The following is a 15346-nucleotide window of genomic DNA, read 5'->3' on the forward strand; positions in this document are numbered from 1 at the left end:
CAGCATGTCGCGCTCGCGGACGATCGGTGGCCGCGACGGGCAAGATGGCACGGTGGAGTACTCCGGGGAACGGTGGGTGCAACGGCTGCGCGACGGGGAGATGCCGAAGCGGGGGCCGGTGCTGCTCGCGGCGGTCGTCACCACGGCGGTGGGGCTCGCCGCGCTCGTCGCCGAGTTCGCGTTCCCGGACTTCCTGCGCGGCATCGACAGCGCCCGGACACAGGGGTCGTTCGTGCTGTGGCCGATCGTGGTCGCGGGGTTCGGGGTGCTGCTGGCCGTGTCGACGCTGTCCGCCGGGCGAGGCGACCGCCGGACGCTCGCGCGCATCGGAGCGGGGCGGGCACCCCGGTTCCACCTGCCCGTGCTGACGTCCGGCCTGCGCACCTCCGACGACTTCCCGAAGCCCCGCCCCGAGGTCTGGACCGTCGACGAGTTCGGCCTGCACGCGTGGGCACCGTCACGGGACGCGCCGGTGTTCGGCCTGCCGTGGGCGCGCATCCGACGGTTCTCCGTCGCGACGAGGGAGTCCCGCGGCCAGCGTGCCGACTTCGGCGTCTGGATCACCACGACCGACGGTGACGACGTGGTCGTGCAGCCGCGGTCTGCCCTCGGACGTGAGTTCGAGGCCGGACCGGACAAGCTCGACACCCTCGTACGGGTCCTGCGCACCCTGCAGCGGGAGCTCGGCCCGGACTCGGTGCCAACCGACCGTCACTGAGCGGGCGGGGTGCCCCCCGTCATCTCGACGCGGCCGGTCTCGTCGTTCCAGGTGAAGGTGGCCGTGGTGCGGCCGGAGGGCGCTGCGTTCGGCTCGCCGGCCTTGGCGAACCGGTAGGTCACCGTGACGGCCGAGTCGCTCTGTCGTTCGACGGTCGGCTCGAAGGCGTACTGCTGGGCAGTGGCCGTGCCGAGGTACCGGCCTTCGTGGAACAGCAGGATCGCGTACGGGGATCCTGCCGTGCCGTACTCGGGTGCGACCACGGACCAGGACAGTGGCGCGCAGGCGTCGTAGCCGGAGTAGTCGGCGTTCGCGGCGTCCCACTTCGCATCCTCGAGGCCGGCGGGCAGCGGCAGGGCCGCGATGCCATCGGCCGCAGCCTCGGCACCGCTCGACGGCCCGCAGGTCGGGGTGGGGGTGGGCGTCGGCGTCGGCGTGCTCGCGGCGTCGGAGGGCGGGGCGGTGACGGTCTCGGTCACGGTCGGGGTCGCCGCACCGCCGTCCGCTCCGTCAGCGCCGGAACACCCCGTCAGCAGCGCGGCCAGGGTCGCAGTGGTCAGGATCAGGGCGGCTCTCGTCAGGCGCATGCCTCCACGCTGCCTGCCCCGCCGAGCGGTCGCCCGCATCGTTACCGGGCCGTGTCCCTCGCGACGCTCCGAAAGCATGCCTGTTCGAGCGCCGCGAGCCCGGCTCCCGCCCGCGTCCTGCAACACTGCTCCCATGCGGGGGAAGCACCAGGACACGATCGAGGTCGCCGATGACCGGATCGACGGACCACACGGACCGGTTCCCGTCCGGCGGTACCGACCGTTGAACCAGAGCGCCAGCGTGGGAGCCCCGACCCTGGTCTGGGTGCACGGCGGCGGGTTCTTCCGGGGCGACCTCGACCTGCCGGAGTCCGACGCCGTCGCACGGGCACTCGCCGAGCGCGGGCTGCCGGTCGTGACCGTCGACTACCGCCTCGGACCACTGCCCGGGCTGCCGTGGCTCGGCCGGGGTGGACCACGTGGGCGACGACGGGCACCCCACGCGCGGGACGAGATCGTCGCCGTGCTCCGCCACCTGCACGCCGAGGCACCGTCCGCCGGCCTGCTGCTCGGTGGGGCGAGCGCCGGGGCGTGCCTGGCGGCGTCCGCGGTCGCCCCGCCACTGGTCGGCCTCGTGCTGACCTACGGGTTCTTCCACGCCCGACTCCCGCGTGACCGGGCGCTGCAGCGACTCGTCCGAGGCCACCGGCGGCTCACGCACGCGCCGCTGCTGCTCGACCTGAGCAACCGGGCGTACGCGGGCGGCCGCCCCACTGCGGTCTACCCGGCGTCCGACGACCTCGGCGGGTTCCCCCGCACCCTGGTGATCGACGCCGAGCGGGACGTCATGCGTGCGTCGGGCGAACGATTCGCGGACGAGCTCGCGGCCGCGGACATCGAGGTCGAACGACACGTCCTGCCGGACAGCCGTCACGCATTCCTCAACCGACCCGGCACGCGGGACTTCGACGACACGATCGAACGCATCGTGGACTGGGCCGACCGGAACCCCATCCGCTGAACGCTCATCCATCTGCGAACGGCGGACATCCGGGGACGGCACGCCCGCGGCGGACGTACTCTGGAAACGGAAGCAACGGCGGTTCCGAATCCCCTTCGCCACGCTCCCTGCCGTGGCGTCTCACCACCGTGACGAAGAGTTCCATCGTGACCGAACACCTCATCGAGTACGTCGCCCGCGACCGCACGGGCATCACCGCCGTCGTGACACCGACCGGTGTCATCGACGTGGACACCGTGATCCAGCACATCCGCGCCGGCCACGCGGGCTACTACGTGGCTGCCGACTCGTGGAAGCGCACGCCGGTCCGGAGCATGTCCTTCATCGGCGGGACCTACCTGTTCGCGAACTGGGACGGGTCGAAGCGGAACATGCTGCACGACCTGGCTTTCCGCTCACCGACCCGCTCGATCGAGACGCCCCACGAGCCGGAGTCGCGGTTCTCGCGGTTCCTCGACGCGCTGTTCGGCAGGCGCTCACCGCAGCTCTGACCCCCGGCAACCCGCCCGTGACACCATGGCAGGGCCACGAGAGGCGCCAGCAGAAGGGGGAGGACATGCTCGCACGAGAGGTGGCGGACAAGCGGTTCCGGCCGACGAAGTTCCGCGAGGGGTACGACCAGAGCGAGGTCGACGCGTTCCTCGACCGGGTCCAGACCACCCTGGCCGGGTACGAGCAGCGACGCCCGGTCGACCCGCTCACACCGGAGCAGGTCGCAGCGGTCCGGTTCCAGCCGACGAAGTTCCGCGAGGGGTACGACCAGGGGCAGGTCGACGACTTCCTCGACGAGGTCGTCGTCGCACTGCGTCAGCACGGCCCCCGCTGACGCGGCCACGTGCGGTGCAGGTGACCGCCTGGAGGCGCGGCGTGCGTCGCGGACGCGGGTCGCGCCTCCAGGCGGTCGCGTCGGTCAGCGGACCGACTTGATGGGCAGGATCACCAGGGCGCCGAGGATGACGGCGACGCCGGCACCCCAGAGCATGAGCGTGTAGTTCTGGCCGCCACCGATGCCGAGCAGGAACAGGCCGACGGCGGGGGCGAGTGACTGCGGCAGGGCGTTCGCGATGTTGATGACGCCGAGGTCCTTGCCGGGGCGCTCCGGGTCGGGCAGCACGTCGACGACCAGGGCGGTGTCGATGGCGGCGTAGATGCCGAAGGCGAAACCGAGGACGATCTCGGCGAAGTAGAACCCGCCGACGCTGTCGACGTGGGCCAGGATCACCAGGCCGACGGCGGTCATGGCCGTCGAACCCCAGACGAAGACCTTGCGACGCTGGATCCGGTCGGACACCCAGCCGGAGACGGCCGCACTGACGAGCAGGGCGATCGTGTACAGCAGCACGCCGAACGCGACGACCCCGACCGCTTCGCCCTGCGGGAGCCCGATGCGGTCCTGCATGTAGAGGAGTCGGTACGTCGTGAACATGAACGTGCCGAAGGTGATGAGGAAACGGCCCCACCAGGCGAGCCCGAAGTCGCGGTGCTTGATCGGGTTCGTCCAGAACGAGCTGATCAGGTTGATCCAGCTGAAGGGCTTGACGGGCGTCGTCGGCAGGTCGTCGCGAGCGACGAACGAGTACACGAGGACCGCGATGATCGCCAGGACGCCCGGGGCGATGAACAGGACCGGCAGGTTCCCGACCAGGTACACGGCCAGGTAGAGCCCGGCCAGGATCGCGATGTTCTGTGCCAGGGCGATGACGCTCGAGGCCTTGCCACGCTGGAACTCCGGCACGTTGTCGGCGAAGCTCGCCGTCAGCGTGGACAGGACGGCGTTGGCGGAGACCTGCGCCAGCACCCAGGCCAGGGTGAGCTGCAGCACGTCGGGCGAGAACGCGAGCCAGGCGAGGGAACCGACGAAGACGACGACACCGCCGACCATCCAGGGGCGGCGACGGCCCCACCGCGTGCGGGTGCGGTCGGAGAGCGCGCCGAACAGGGGGTTGGCGAACAGGGCGCCGAGCGCTCCGAACGGCAGGACCGAACCGACGACGGTCTCGGGGCTCGTCGGGTTCAGCTCCGTCGCCTTGATCGACATGCTCACGAAGACCGGGGTGAGCAGGGCGACGAACAGGCCGAACTGGGCGAAGCTGAGGCCCCAGAGGTACCCCCGGCCCACCCGGACGGTGCTGACGGACTGCGTGATGCCCTCGACCGAGAACGCTCGGGACGCCGCGGCGTCCGTGGCGGTGGCTCCGGCGGCTGCGGTGACCGCTGGGGACGCGGTCCCGGCGATGCCCCGCGTGGGTTCTTCCTTCGACGTCGGTGTCGACATGACTCCTCCTCGAGTCACAGGGGGCTTCGGTGCCCGCTGAATCCCTAGTGCTGCTAGGTGATCGGGACTGTAGCACCGGAAACCTCGTGCCGGAAGGTTTTGCGCTGTTTGTTTCGTCGGGTGCGGACGGATGCGTGCGGACGCGTGCGGATGCGTGCGGACGCGTGCGGACGCGTGCGGACGCGTGCGGACGCGTGCGGACGCGTGCGGATGCGTGCCGACGCAGAACGACACCGCCGTTGTCGGGGGACAACGACGGTGTCGTTCTGCATCGACCCGCAGGCCGGAAAGGAGCCGCTAGTGCTCGCCGTCCTCTTCCGGGTTGAAGTGCGAGTCGTCGCCCGTGTGCCCTGCGGCCAGGCCGTCGGGGTTGTTCGGGATGGTGTTGTCGTCGCCGAGGCCGCCCGGCTTCTCGGTGCCCTCGGAGTCGTTCTTCGGGGCGTCGTGCGTGTTGTCACTGTCGGTCATGAGCTGCTCCAGTGCAGAGATCGATCCGGCAGCACTGCCGCCGGTGGTACTGAGGACTCGGACAGTACGTGGCGCACCTCGGAAACCGCCGTCCGACCGGGGGAAGCGGATGACAGGGACCGGGGTGATCGGTAGATTGTTCAACAACCCGCGACGACAGGGAGCACCCGTGACGACGATCGACCTGAACAGCGACCTGGGCGAGGGCTTCGGAGCCTGGGCCATGGGCGACGACGCCGCGATGCTCGACGTCGTCTCGAGCGCCAACGTCGCCTGCGGGTTCCACGCCGGCGACCCGACGATCATGCTCGCCACCGCCCGCGCCGCCGCCGAGCGTGGTGTGGCGATCGGCGCGCACGTGGCCTACCGCGACCTGATCGGGTTCGGCCGCCGGCCCGTGCACGTCACCCCCGACGAGCTGTACGCCGACGTCGTGCACCAGCTCGGCGCGATGGCCGCCACCGCGCACGTCGCCGGCACGGCCGTCACCTACGTCAAGCCGCACGGTGCCCTGTACAACACGGCCTGCGCCGATCCCGTGCAGGCCGAGGCCGTCGTCCGTGCCGTGGCCGACGTCGACCCGTCCCTCGCCGTGCTGGCGCTGCCCGGGTCCGAGCTGCTGCTGGCGGCCGAGCGACACGGGCTCCGCGCGGTGAGCGAGTCCTTCGCCGATCGCGCCTACGAACCCGACGGCTCGCTGGTGTCACGGAAGCAGCCGGGATCGGTGCTGCACGACCCGGACGAGGTCGCAGCCCGGGTGCTCCGCATGGTCACCGACGGGGTCGCGACCGCCGTCGACGGGTCCGAGATCGCCGTGCGTGCCGACTCCGTCTGCGTGCACGGTGACTCCCCCGACGCGGTCGCGATGGCCCGGGCCATCCGAGCACTGCTGACCGAGCACGGCGTGACGATCGCGCCCTTCGCGCCGTGACTGGCCCGGAGGTCCGCTCCGCTGGCGGCACCGCACTCCTCGCCACGTTCGGGTCCCTCGCCGACGTCGTCGCCTTCCGCGCCGGACTCGCACAGGCCACCCTGCCGGGGCTGACCGAGGTCGTCTCCGGTGCCCGGACACTGCTGCTCCGGTTCGACCCGACGACGACGGACGCCGGGCGGCTCCGCTCCGAGCTCGCGCAGGTCAGCCCGGTCAGCCCGGTCAGCGCCACGCTCGAAGCGCACGACGCCGACCCGCTCGTCATCCCCGTCACCTACGACGGCGAGGACCTCGACACCGTCACCGAACTGACCGGCATGCGGCGCGACGAGCTCGTGGCGTGGCACACCGGGCAGCTCTGGACGAGCGCGTTCTGCGGCTTCGCCCCCGGCTTCAGCTACCTCACCGGCAGCGATCGACCGCTCGACCTGCCCCGCCGCAGCACCGCCCGCACGGCCGTCCCGAGCGGGGCCGTGGCGTTGGCCGGCGAGTTCAGCGCCGTCTACCCGCGGACATCGCCCGGCGGCTGGCAGCTCATCGGCCGCACCGAGGTGCCGATGTGGTCCCTCGAGCGCACGCCTCCGGCGCTCGCCCCCGCCGGCACGCTCGTCCGGTTCGTCGTGGCGGGTGCGGCATGACCGCGCTGACCGTCGTGCAGGTCGGTTACGGCGCGACCACGCAGGACCTCGGGCGCCCGGGCTTCAGCGACATGGGCCTCGGCGCGGCCGGAGCCGCCGACCGTGGCTCCGCGGCACTCGCCAACAGACTGGTCGGCAACCGTCCCGACGCGGCCGTCCTGGAGGCCCTGCTCGGCTCCGTCACGCTCCGCGCCGACGCGTACGTGGTCGCGGCCACCACCGGCGCGGCTTGCCCCGTCGAGGTCGAGCGGGCGGACGGATCGGTCCGCGGTGCCGCCTCGCACGAGGTGCTGCTGCTGGCCCCGGGCGACACGCTCCGGATCGGCACCGCGACCGTGGGCCTGCGCGCCTACGTCGCGGTCCTCGGGGGCTTCGCGGTCGACCCGGTGCTCGGCAGCCGCTCGTGGGACTCCCTCGCGCGCCTCGGTCCGCCGCCGCTGTCGGCCGGTGACGTCCTGCCCGTCGGTGACGCCCGGGTGTCGTGGCCGATCGTCGACGCGGTGCCGCAGCCCGAGCCGCGGTGGCCCGACGAGTCGGTCGTGCTCGACGTGGTGCCCGGACCGCGCGACGACTGGTTCACCCCGGAGTGGCGCACGACCCTCACCGGCCAGGACTTCTCCGTCAGTGCGGACAGCGACCGGGTGGGGGTCCGCACCACGGCCGCGACGCCGCTCGCTCGCTCCGTGGCACGCGAGCTGCCGAGCGAGGGCGTCGAGACCGGTTCACTGCAGGTGCCGCCCGAGGGCTTCCCCGTGCTGTTCCTCGCCGACCACCCGGTGACCGGCGGCTACCCGGTCATCGCGGTCCTGACACCGTCGTCGATCGACCTCGCGGCGCAGCTCCGTCCGGGCGATCCGCTCCGGTTCCGCATCCTCGACTGACCGACCCGGAACAAGCGCAGGGGGTCAGGGGTTGGCTTGGACACCGCTGACGAAAGGTTCCCCATGTCGATGACCGTCCTGCTCGAGGTCCAGTTCCAGAGCGACGCCCCCGAAGACGCACTCCAGGGTGCGATCCGCGAGACGCTCGAACAGACCGCGTCGTTCCACGGCCTGGAGTCGCTCGAGGTCCTGGTCGACGACGAGGACCCGGCGCGCATGGTCGTCGTCGAGTCGTGGACGACCGCCGAGGACCACGACACCTACGTGGCCTGGCGCGCGACGCCGGAGGGTGCTCCGGCGATGGCACCGTTCCTCGCCGCGACTCCGGTCACCCGCACCTTCGCGCGGACCCTCCCGCTCGACTGAACGGACGCCGAAGCCGACAACGGCGCGATCGCTCAGATCGTGTCGTCGTCGGTGTCGAGCGGCACCGGTCGGTCGTCGTCGGGGAGCAGTTCGTCGTCCGCGTCGTCGACCACCGGCAGGTCGTCGGGGTCGAGCACGGTCGGCTCCGGTTCGTAGTCGGTCTCCTGCGCCTCGCGGAAGTCGTCGAGGGTCTCGTCGTCCTTCGGATCGCTCATGGCCCCGAAGGTACCTCCGGATCCTCGACGTGTCCGCAGATGTCGAGCGCTCCCGACGACGGTCAGCGAGCGGCGTGCTCCCGGGCCTCCATGGCGTCCCAGGCGAAGCTCGCCAGCCAGTGAGTGGAGTAGTACTCCTCGCCCACGCTCGCCGCGAGACCCGAGACCAGCAGCCGGTCGGCCGCGTCGTCGAGCAGGTCGGCGATGCCGGTGCCGGAGTCGTCCGGGCCGCCGGCGCGGAGTGCGTCCGCGATGCGCCGGGCCGATCCCGCCCGCGACAGGTCGAGCCCGAACAGGTGCACCTGCTGCGGGTCGTTCTCGTCACGGACCACCGTCGACCGCAGGATCGCGTCGCCCGGCTGCACCGCGGCGAAGAAGCCACGGGCCCACGTCGCGAACTCCGGGGCGGGCAGCACCGCCCGCATCAGGTCGGCTTCGGCGAGGCCCGCGGACAGGAAGTCGTGCCCGCTCCGCTCCCAGGCGAACGGCCACCCGGCGTCCGCGCCGAACCAGTCCTTCGCAGCGCCCTCGACCGCTGCCGCCAGGGCCGGACGGTCGAGCGACCGGGCGGCCTCGAGCACGAGCAGCAGCCCGAACGCCGAGTTCGAGTGCACGCCGTGCCGGACGGGGTGCGCGGCGCCGTCGATCCACCGGACGACCAGGTCTTCGAGGACGTCGACGACGGGTGCGAACCCCGGTGCCAGTGCCCGGACAGCGGGCGCCTCGGATGCCGACACCTCGGCGGCGAGCCGGGCGAGCCAGGCCCAGCCGTAGGGGCGCTCGTAGTGCGGCGTCTCGCGCAGGTAAGCGGCCTCGGTCGCGAGGTGATCCGTCGTGAGGTGCGCCTGCAGGATCGAGGTGAGCCGGGCCTCCAGGTCGGTGGGCAGGCCGTGCGCGACCAGGCGCGCCGCGAGCCAGTGCATGTGCACCGACGAGTGCCAGTCGTACGACGTGGCGAAGGCGGGGTGGAGCTCGACGGGCAGGGCCCGGTCGTCCGGTCCGGATGTCGCGTGGTGCGCGGCGTAGGGGTACTCGCGGGTCGTGTTGTCCGCGGCGACGGCCGCGAAGCGGTCGGCCCAGGCCGCGCGGGTCAGGTCGATCGGGGCGGCATCAGAATGCGACAAGGTACATGACTCCCATGTTGACGACGAGCAGGATGGCGGCGGTGGGGATCTGCGCCTTGATCGGGCCGTACTTGTCCCGCATCTCGAGCAGGGCGGCCGGCACCAGGTTGAAGTTCGCGGCCATCGGGGTGACGAGCGTGCCGCAGAAGCCGGCGAGCATGCCGATCGCGAAGATCGCGGCGGGGTTACCGTCGAAGCCCTGCACCAGGACGGGCCAGCCGATCGCGGCCGTCATGATCGGGAACGCGGCGAAGGCGTTGCCCATGATGATCGTGAACAGGGCCATGCCGAGGCAGTAGATGACCACGGCGGCGAGCAGCGAGCCGTCGGGCAGGACCGACTTGATGATGGTGCCGACGGCGTCACCGACCCCCGCCTGGGTGAAGACGATGCCGAGCGTCGAGAGCATCTGCGGCAGCAGCGCCGCCCAGCCGATCGCCTGCAGCAGGCGACCGCCCTCGCGGATCGGGGTGGCGATCTTCGGCGGGCGCAGGACGAACACGGCCACGACCACGGCGAGCACCGAACCGATGCCCAGGCCGGTCAGGGTCGCACTGCCCTCGGCGAGGAGCGGTTCGCCGCCGAACGAGACGAGCGGGCCGAGCGTCGCGACCAGCACGGCGACCACCGGCACCACGAGGGCCGGGATGAAGAGCCGGTTGCCGTACTTCGTCGCGAACGCGGCGCGCTCGTCCGGGCTGGTGGTGGCGAGCACACTCGTGCTGCCGCTGCCGGCGTCCGTGATCTTCTGCGTCACGCCGGTGGGTTCGGCGGGGCCGGTCTCGGCACCCGTGCCGGCGCCGGGGATGCTCGCGACCCGGGTGCGGCTCGTCGTGCCGGTGAAGCCGAGTCCGGCGAGCGCGACCATCACGAGGACGGCGATCCCGAGCGTCCAGGCCGGCACGGTGCCGGCGGCGACGAAGGTGCCGGTGAAGAACGACAGGCCGAGGATACCCCAGAACGCCGCGTTGCCCAGGCGCTTCGCGTGCGCGGTGTCGGTGACGATCAGGACGGCGACGGCGATGAAGAACGCGCCGATGAGCCAGTAGAGCCATTCGCTGGTGATCACGCTGCTGCCCCCAGGGTCGGGGCGTCGGCACGGGCGTCCGCCGCCATCTTGTCGAGTCGGCGGTCGAACAGCAGCAGGCGTCCGCCGTGCACGATGAGTGCCGCGATGCCCGTCGGGATCGCCCACAGGGCCAGGTCGATCGGTTCGAGCGACAGTCCGTAGGTCGAGTCGACGAACGTCGTGATGAGCAGGATCGAGCCGACGGCGACGAAGACGTCCTCGCCGAAGAACACACCGACCGTGTCGGACGACGCCGAGTAGCCCTTGATCTTCTCGCGCATGCGGTCGTCGATCCGCCCGTACTTCTTCGTCGCCGCACCCTCGGCCATCGGGTAGACCAGCGGGCGCACGGTCTGCGCCGGGCCACCGATGCTCGTCAGGCCGACCGCCGCGGTGACCTGCCGGATCACCAGGTACCCGGCGAGCAGACGACCCGTCGTGAGCTTGTCGAGCTTCGCGATCAGGCGCTTCGCCTGGTCCTGCAGGCCGTAGCGCTCGATCAGACCGATGACGGGCAGGACGAGCGCGAAGGTCGTGACGGACCGGCTCGAGGCGAACCCGTTGCCGAACGCGTCGAGGATGCCGACGGGACCGATCCCGCCGATGGCCGCGGTCACGATGCCCGCGACCGTGACGACGAGGAGCGCATTGATGCGCAACGCGAAGCCGACGATGACGACGGCGACGCCGATGAGGACGAACATGCGGGACAGTCTGGACCGCATTGTTCAACAATCGCAAGAGCCGGTTCCGCTCTGTAACACGCCCTTCACAAACGCCACCCGTGCCAGGATCGGTGCCATGACCCGAACCGTCGGCGGCGCTGACTCCACGGCCACGCGGTTGCGCACCATGATCGCGTCGGGTGGGTTCTCCCCCGGGGCGCAGCTGTCCGAGGAACGGTTGAGCGACCAGCTCGGGGTCTCACGCAACACCCTGCGCGAGGCCTTCCGGCTGCTCGCCCGCGACCGTCTCGTCGAGCACGTGTTCAACCGCGGGGTCTTCGTCCGCCGGCTCTCCGCCGCCGACGTCACCGATCTCTACGCGGCTCGGCGGGTGCTCGAAGAGGCAGCCGTGCGCGCCTGCACCCCCGACGCACCGGCACTCGCCGAGGCCGCCGCAGCGGTCGCCGACGCCCGGGCAGCCGCGTCCGCAGGCGACTGGGGCGCGGTCGGCACCGCCGACATCCGGTTCCACGCCGAGCTCGTGCGCGCGGTGCCGAGCGAGCGGATCCACGCCCTGATGGACGGCCTGCTCGCCGAGATGCGGCTCGCCTTCCTGACCACCGCGGACCCGGCCTCGTTCCACGCCGACTTCGTCGAACGCAACGACGCGATCGTGTCCGCGTTGCGCGGTGGCGACCAGGACGCCGCCTCGGCGCTGCTCGCCGACTACCTCGACGACGCGGAGCGGACGCTGCGGGTCGCCGCCGGCGCAGCCGACTGAGGGACGGCCAGGAGGCCCGGTGCGGCTCCGCCCCGCACGTCCGGCCCGCGACCGCTCACGCTGATCCCTGCGGACCCCTCGGTCAGGACTTCCCGCCGAGCAGCGCCGTGACCGCGTCGACCACGACCTGGCGACGCCGCGGCGGCGTCACGGCCTGCACCAGCGGCTCGTACTCCGGAGCGGTCGCGCTCCAGAACGCCGCGGTGTGCAGCACGAGCCCGAGCAGCACCGCCGGACGGAACGCCCGCGGCAGGACCCCGGCACGCTGCGCGTGCTCGACCTCGGCCACCGCGTCGACGTAGCTCGTCGCGACGGACTCGAGCGGGACGTCGGCGCGCTCGAGCCGGTGCCACGTCGCGAGCCGCTGGGCCCAGGGGCGACGGACGTACGAGTCGTGCACCCGGCCGGCCCAGGCGGCGAGGTCGGCGGTGTCGAGCGGGGCCTCGGCGAAGGTCTCGGTCACGGTCTCCGCGACGAGGGCGTCGAACAGCCCCTCCTTGCTGCCGAAGTAGTGGAAGACCTGCGCCTTGTTGCTCGACGCCGCGGCACCGATCCGTTCGACCCTGCCGGCGGCCAGTCCGACCGCGGAGAACTCGTCCCGCGCGGCGAGCAGGAGCCGGGCGCGCATCGCGTCAGCGGCTGGGGGCGTGAATCGGGCCATGGCGACCACCGTACCGATCACACGGCCCTGCGGAGCTGAAGTGCACTGCAGCGGCTTCAGGCCACCTCTCGCGGAATCCCTGCAGAACGACTTCGAGAGAAATACAAACTACGCACGAACCATCTGGAACATCAGTAGCCTGTGAACGCAGGTACAAGTCGTGACCACATGAGGAGATGGCGTTGTCTCGGAGAACCATCGGACGATCTTCCGGAGCTCTCGGAACGATCACTCCGGAGCGAGCAGCACACTCTCGTCTCCGGCGTGGGCTCAGCACGGGGCTCGCAGTGAGCGCGATCCTACTCGGCGTCGCCTGCGTGGTGCTGGTCGTCAATGGATGGCCGCTCACGGTCGCGGCCGGAGCAGCCGGCCTGAGCGCCGCGAGCTTCGCTGGCGTGCTGGAGTCGAAGAGCAAGACGGCACCGGCTGCATTCCTGGTCTGCGTCGCAGCGATCGGCGTCGCGCTCGTCCTCAACGAGGTACTTCCGTAGTCCGTTCGCACGCCGGCCGGTCGGTCGGTCGGTCCTGCGAACGTGAGGCACCCTGCGTGCGCTCGACGGGTGGACAACGACCTTGGTCCATTCGTCTTCGCGACCGTCGGCGGAGCGGTACCCGGGGCGAGCGAGCCGACGGGCACCTTCGGCGGCAGGAAGCCGTCGTCCCGCCGGACAGTACCGCCACCGCACGAACCGTGCGCGCAGCAGTCGGATCCCCGCGCCGGCACCACGACGACGCACGATTCCACCGCAGATGGGCAACTTTGCGTCCCCCGAACTTCCCTAGGCTCGAGACGATCCGGTAACGCGCACCACTCGTCCGCAGATCCGCGGCCGACCCCGAAGACGGGAGGTTCGACATGTCCCAGTTCGCCCAGAAGATCTCGCAGGACGCCATCGTCGGAGAGCCCGAGGTCGTCGAGGACCGCCTGTCGGTGCGCGAGATCGCCGCCCACCCCGCCTGGCTCCGGCTCAAGCGCGCGGTGGTCGCCCTGCAGGCCCTGCAGACGCGGGACGGCTCCGTCCCCGAACCGTCCGAACACGCTGCTGCCGCCGACCACGTCGCGGTGATCGTGCCGGCCGTCGCCGAGCTGGCACCGCACTTCCCGCACGACGCCGCGTTCCTGCAGGTGCTGCAGCGCGACTTCGCACGCTGGAAGGAGCAGGGCTTCGGGGTCCCCGACTTCCTCGACTCCCTCACCGCGTTCCAGCCGCAGCAGCACCGCGTCGACGGGCTCGGCCACCTGGTCGTGTTCCCGATGGTCACCCAGAACGGCAGCACCTCGCGCTTCGTCGAAGCGGTCCTGGTCGAGGTCATCTGGCCGGAGTTCATCGCCGAGCTCGAGGCCGGCGACCACGGCAACGCGTTGTTCGTCGCGCTGCGCTTCGTCGACTTCACCCCGGGGTACGACACGAACTCGGCGGTGCTGTTCCCCGAGACCGTCGCGATGCGCTCGATCCCCGCCTTCACGTGGGGCGCGATCTTCCAGGACCGCGAGGCCGCCCGCTACCGCCGGGTCGTCCGTGCCGCCGCCGACGTCACCAAGCTCGAGCTGCCGGCCGAGGCCGCGGCGATGCTCGACGACCAGCAGCTGACCGAGCGGGTCTTCGTGATGTGGGACATCATCCACGACCGCTCGCACATGCGCGGGGACCTGCCCTTCGACCCGTTCATGATCAAGCAACGGATGCCGTTCTTCCTCTACTCGCTCGAGGAGCTCCGCTGCGACCTGACCGCGTTCCGCGAGTCCGTGCGTCTGGAACGCGAGCTGTCCGGCGGAACCGACACGGGCCTCCAGGACGCGCAGCGCGCCATCCGCGACCACGCGCGCCTGGTGCAGTACGCGGTCGTCTTCGACCGCATCTTCCGCTTCGCGATCACCGGCAGCCGCGTCCGCAACTACGACGGACTCGGCGGCCAGCTGCTGTTCGCCTGGATGCACCAGCACGGCGTCCTGCACTGGACGGACACGCAGCTGACGATCGACTGGCCCGAGGTGCCGGACGTGATCATCGCCCTGAGCGACGAGATCAACGAGCTCTACCGGCGCTCGATCGACCGGCCGAAGTCGGCGCACTGGCTCGCCGCGTACGAGATGCTGACCCGCACGCTCACGCCGCACCCGGCGTCGAAGTGGGCGCGTGGCCTGCCCGACGAGACGCTCGCCGGACCGCCGCGCGGCTACACCGAGGCGGTGCTCGACGACGAGTTCCCGCTGTCGATGTTCTACGAGGCGCTCGACAAGAAGATGGCGACCGTCATCGCGTCCACGGCCGGCATCACCGGCACCACGGACGCCGAGCTCGTCGGCGAGGCCGCCGCGTGACCGACGGCTCGGTGGCCGGTCGCCTGGTGCTGATCGCCGGTGCGACCAGTGCCAGCGGCGCAGCCGTCGCGCGCGCACTCACCGCCGTCGGTGCGGCCGTCGTCGCGGTCGGCACCAGACCCGACGCCCTGGAGGCCCTGCGCGCGTCTGTCCCGGGCGTCACGACGCGCACGTGCGACCTGTCGGACCTCGGTGCGGTCACCGCGTTGGCCGACGACGTGCACGCGGACGCCGGCCGCGTCGACGGGCTGGTCCACCTGGTCGGCGGGTGGCGCGGCGGTGGCAGCATCGTCGGCCAGTCCGACGCGGACTGGGACTTCTTCGACCGCGCCTTCCGGACCCTGCGGAACACGACCCGGGTCTTCCACGACGACCTGGTGGCGTCCCCTGCCGGGCGGCTCGCGTTCGTGTCGTCCACCGCGGTCGACTCCCCCACCGCCGGCGCCGCGAACTACGCGGCCGCGAAGGCCGCGTCCGACGCCTGGGTCCGGGCCGTGGCACAGGGGTTCCGGAAGGAGGCACCGGAGACCGCCGCGGCCGCGGTGTTCGTCGTCGGTGCACTGTCCGGCCTCGAAGCGCAGCTCGGCACCGCGGTCGTCCGGCTCTGGGACACCCCACCGGCCGATGGCAACGGTGCCCGCATCCCGCTCACGGCGCCTGATCCCTCGAACCTAGGATGAACG

At 71.5% G+C, this 15346-nt stretch carries 19 protein-coding genes and 2 pseudogenes; 13 read left to right on the forward strand and 8 right to left on the reverse strand.

What is annotated here, in order from left to right; all coding sequences use genetic code 11:
* Positions 1-4 precede the first annotated feature (4 nt).
* The gene (locus DEI96_RS14795; RefSeq protein WP_111024468.1) at positions 5-718 is read left to right on the forward strand and encodes a hypothetical protein; all 714 of its coding nucleotides are present in this window, start codon (positions 5-7) and stop codon (positions 716-718) included.
* On the opposite strand, the gene DEI96_RS14800 is transcribed toward DEI96_RS14795, so the two are convergent.
* Entirely contained in the window at positions 712-1305 is a 594-nt protein-coding gene (locus DEI96_RS14800) for an LppP/LprE family lipoprotein (protein ID WP_284183611.1), read from the reverse strand. The two genes, DEI96_RS14795 and DEI96_RS14800, sit on opposite strands and share 7 nt — an antisense overlap.
* 133 nt (positions 1306-1438) lie before the next feature.
* On the opposite strand from DEI96_RS14800, the gene DEI96_RS14805 reads away from it, so the two are divergent.
* The 4 genes and pseudogenes from DEI96_RS14805 to DEI96_RS14820 form a co-directional block, all read left to right on the forward strand.
* Positions 1439-2266 carry an alpha/beta hydrolase gene (locus DEI96_RS14805; protein WP_181440589.1) on the forward strand — a complete coding sequence of 276 codons (828 nt, stop codon included), beginning with the start codon at positions 1439-1441 and terminating at the stop codon, positions 2264-2266.
* A gap of 146 nt (positions 2267-2412) precedes the next feature.
* Positions 2413-2757 (forward strand): hypothetical protein, encoded by a 345-nt coding sequence (locus DEI96_RS14810; RefSeq protein WP_071405928.1) that lies wholly within the window; start codon positions 2413-2415, stop codon positions 2755-2757.
* 65 nt (positions 2758-2822) lie between these two features.
* Positions 2823-2915, forward strand: a pseudogene (locus DEI96_RS14815) (DivIVA domain-containing protein); the annotation flags it as partial.
* Between the two features lie 12 nt (positions 2916-2927).
* A pseudogene (locus tag DEI96_RS14820) lies at positions 2928-3077 on the forward strand (DivIVA domain-containing protein); the annotation flags it as partial.
* A gap of 99 nt (positions 3078-3176) precedes the next feature.
* Here DEI96_RS14820 and DEI96_RS14825 read toward each other — a convergent pair.
* Together DEI96_RS14825 and DEI96_RS14830 are read right to left on the reverse strand one after the other, a co-directional pair.
* Complete coding sequence (locus DEI96_RS14825; protein ID WP_111024720.1) at positions 3177-4541, reverse strand: MFS transporter; 1365 nt, start codon at positions 4539-4541, stop codon at positions 3177-3179.
* Positions 4542-4838: 297 nt separating this feature from the next.
* A complete protein-coding gene (locus DEI96_RS14830; protein ID WP_164941189.1) occupies positions 4839-5009 on the reverse strand; it encodes a hypothetical protein in 171 nt (56 codons plus the stop codon).
* A 169-nt stretch (positions 5010-5178) separates the two neighbouring features.
* Between DEI96_RS14830 and DEI96_RS14835 the strand changes: the two genes are divergently transcribed.
* The 4 genes from DEI96_RS14835 (at position 5179) to DEI96_RS14850 (ending at position 7825) form a co-directional block, all read left to right on the forward strand.
* Positions 5179-5940 carry a LamB/YcsF family protein gene (locus tag DEI96_RS14835; RefSeq protein WP_111024721.1) on the forward strand — a complete coding sequence of 254 codons (762 nt, stop codon included), beginning with the start codon at positions 5179-5181 and terminating at the stop codon, positions 5938-5940.
* Complete coding sequence (locus tag DEI96_RS14840) at positions 5937-6578, forward strand: 5-oxoprolinase subunit B family protein (RefSeq protein ID WP_111024722.1); 642 nt, start codon at positions 5937-5939, stop codon at positions 6576-6578. Before DEI96_RS14835 ends, DEI96_RS14840 begins: the two co-directional genes overlap by 4 nt.
* On the forward strand, positions 6575-7459 hold the full coding sequence (locus DEI96_RS14845; protein WP_111024723.1) for a 5-oxoprolinase subunit C family protein: 885 nt from the start codon (positions 6575-6577) through the stop codon (positions 7457-7459). Before DEI96_RS14840 ends, DEI96_RS14845 begins: the two co-directional genes overlap by 4 nt.
* A gap of 63 nt (positions 7460-7522) precedes the next feature.
* Positions 7523-7825 (forward strand): putative quinol monooxygenase, encoded by a 303-nt coding sequence (locus DEI96_RS14850; RefSeq protein WP_111024724.1) that lies wholly within the window; start codon positions 7523-7525, stop codon positions 7823-7825.
* A 32-nt stretch (positions 7826-7857) separates the two neighbouring features.
* Here DEI96_RS14850 and DEI96_RS14855 read toward each other — a convergent pair whose 3' ends face one another.
* From DEI96_RS14855 to DEI96_RS14870, 4 genes are all read right to left on the reverse strand, one after another.
* On the reverse strand, positions 7858-8040 hold the full coding sequence (locus tag DEI96_RS14855; RefSeq protein WP_027465973.1) for a hypothetical protein: 183 nt from the start codon (positions 8038-8040) through the stop codon (positions 7858-7860).
* 62 nt (positions 8041-8102) lie between these two features.
* Positions 8103-9164, reverse strand: a complete 1062-nt coding sequence (locus DEI96_RS14860; protein WP_245165121.1) for a DUF2891 family protein — start codon at positions 9162-9164, stop codon at positions 8103-8105.
* A complete protein-coding gene (locus DEI96_RS14865; RefSeq protein ID WP_111024725.1) occupies positions 9151-10233 on the reverse strand; it encodes a DUF979 domain-containing protein in 1083 nt (360 codons plus the stop codon). Before DEI96_RS14865 ends, DEI96_RS14860 begins: the two co-directional genes overlap by 14 nt.
* Complete coding sequence (locus tag DEI96_RS14870) at positions 10230-10937, reverse strand: DUF969 domain-containing protein (RefSeq protein ID WP_027465970.1); 708 nt, start codon at positions 10935-10937, stop codon at positions 10230-10232. The genes DEI96_RS14865 and DEI96_RS14870 overlap by 4 nt, the downstream gene beginning before the upstream one ends.
* A 97-nt stretch (positions 10938-11034) precedes the next feature.
* Between DEI96_RS14870 and DEI96_RS14875 the strand changes: the two genes are divergently transcribed.
* A complete protein-coding gene (locus DEI96_RS14875) occupies positions 11035-11679 on the forward strand; it encodes a GntR family transcriptional regulator (protein WP_111024726.1) in 645 nt (214 codons plus the stop codon).
* Between the two features lie 82 nt (positions 11680-11761).
* Here DEI96_RS14875 and DEI96_RS14880 read toward each other — a convergent pair whose 3' ends face one another.
* Positions 11762-12340: a TetR/AcrR family transcriptional regulator gene (locus tag DEI96_RS14880; RefSeq protein WP_111024727.1), complete on the reverse strand. Its 579-nt coding sequence runs from the start codon at positions 12338-12340 to the stop codon at positions 11762-11764.
* Positions 12341-12627: 287 nt separating this feature from the next.
* Between DEI96_RS14880 and DEI96_RS14885 the strand changes: the two genes are divergently transcribed.
* The 3 genes from DEI96_RS14885 (at position 12628) to DEI96_RS14895 (ending at position 15343) form a co-directional block, all read left to right on the forward strand.
* Positions 12628-12831 (forward strand): hypothetical protein, encoded by a 204-nt coding sequence (locus tag DEI96_RS14885; RefSeq protein WP_111024728.1) that lies wholly within the window; start codon positions 12628-12630, stop codon positions 12829-12831.
* Positions 12832-13196: 365 nt separating this feature from the next.
* Positions 13197-14663, forward strand: a complete 1467-nt coding sequence (locus tag DEI96_RS14890) for a DUF6421 family protein (RefSeq protein ID WP_111024729.1) — start codon at positions 13197-13199, stop codon at positions 14661-14663.
* Positions 14660-15343, forward strand: coding sequence for an SDR family NAD(P)-dependent oxidoreductase (locus DEI96_RS14895; RefSeq protein WP_111024730.1), 684 nt, complete (start codon positions 14660-14662; stop codon positions 15341-15343). The genes DEI96_RS14890 and DEI96_RS14895 overlap by 4 nt, the downstream gene beginning before the upstream one ends.
* Positions 15344-15346: the final 3 nt, after the last annotated feature.

It is taken from the genome of Curtobacterium sp. MCLR17_031, assembly GCF_003234775.2.
Lineage (GTDB): Bacteria > Actinomycetota > Actinomycetes > Actinomycetales > Microbacteriaceae > Curtobacterium > Curtobacterium flaccumfaciens.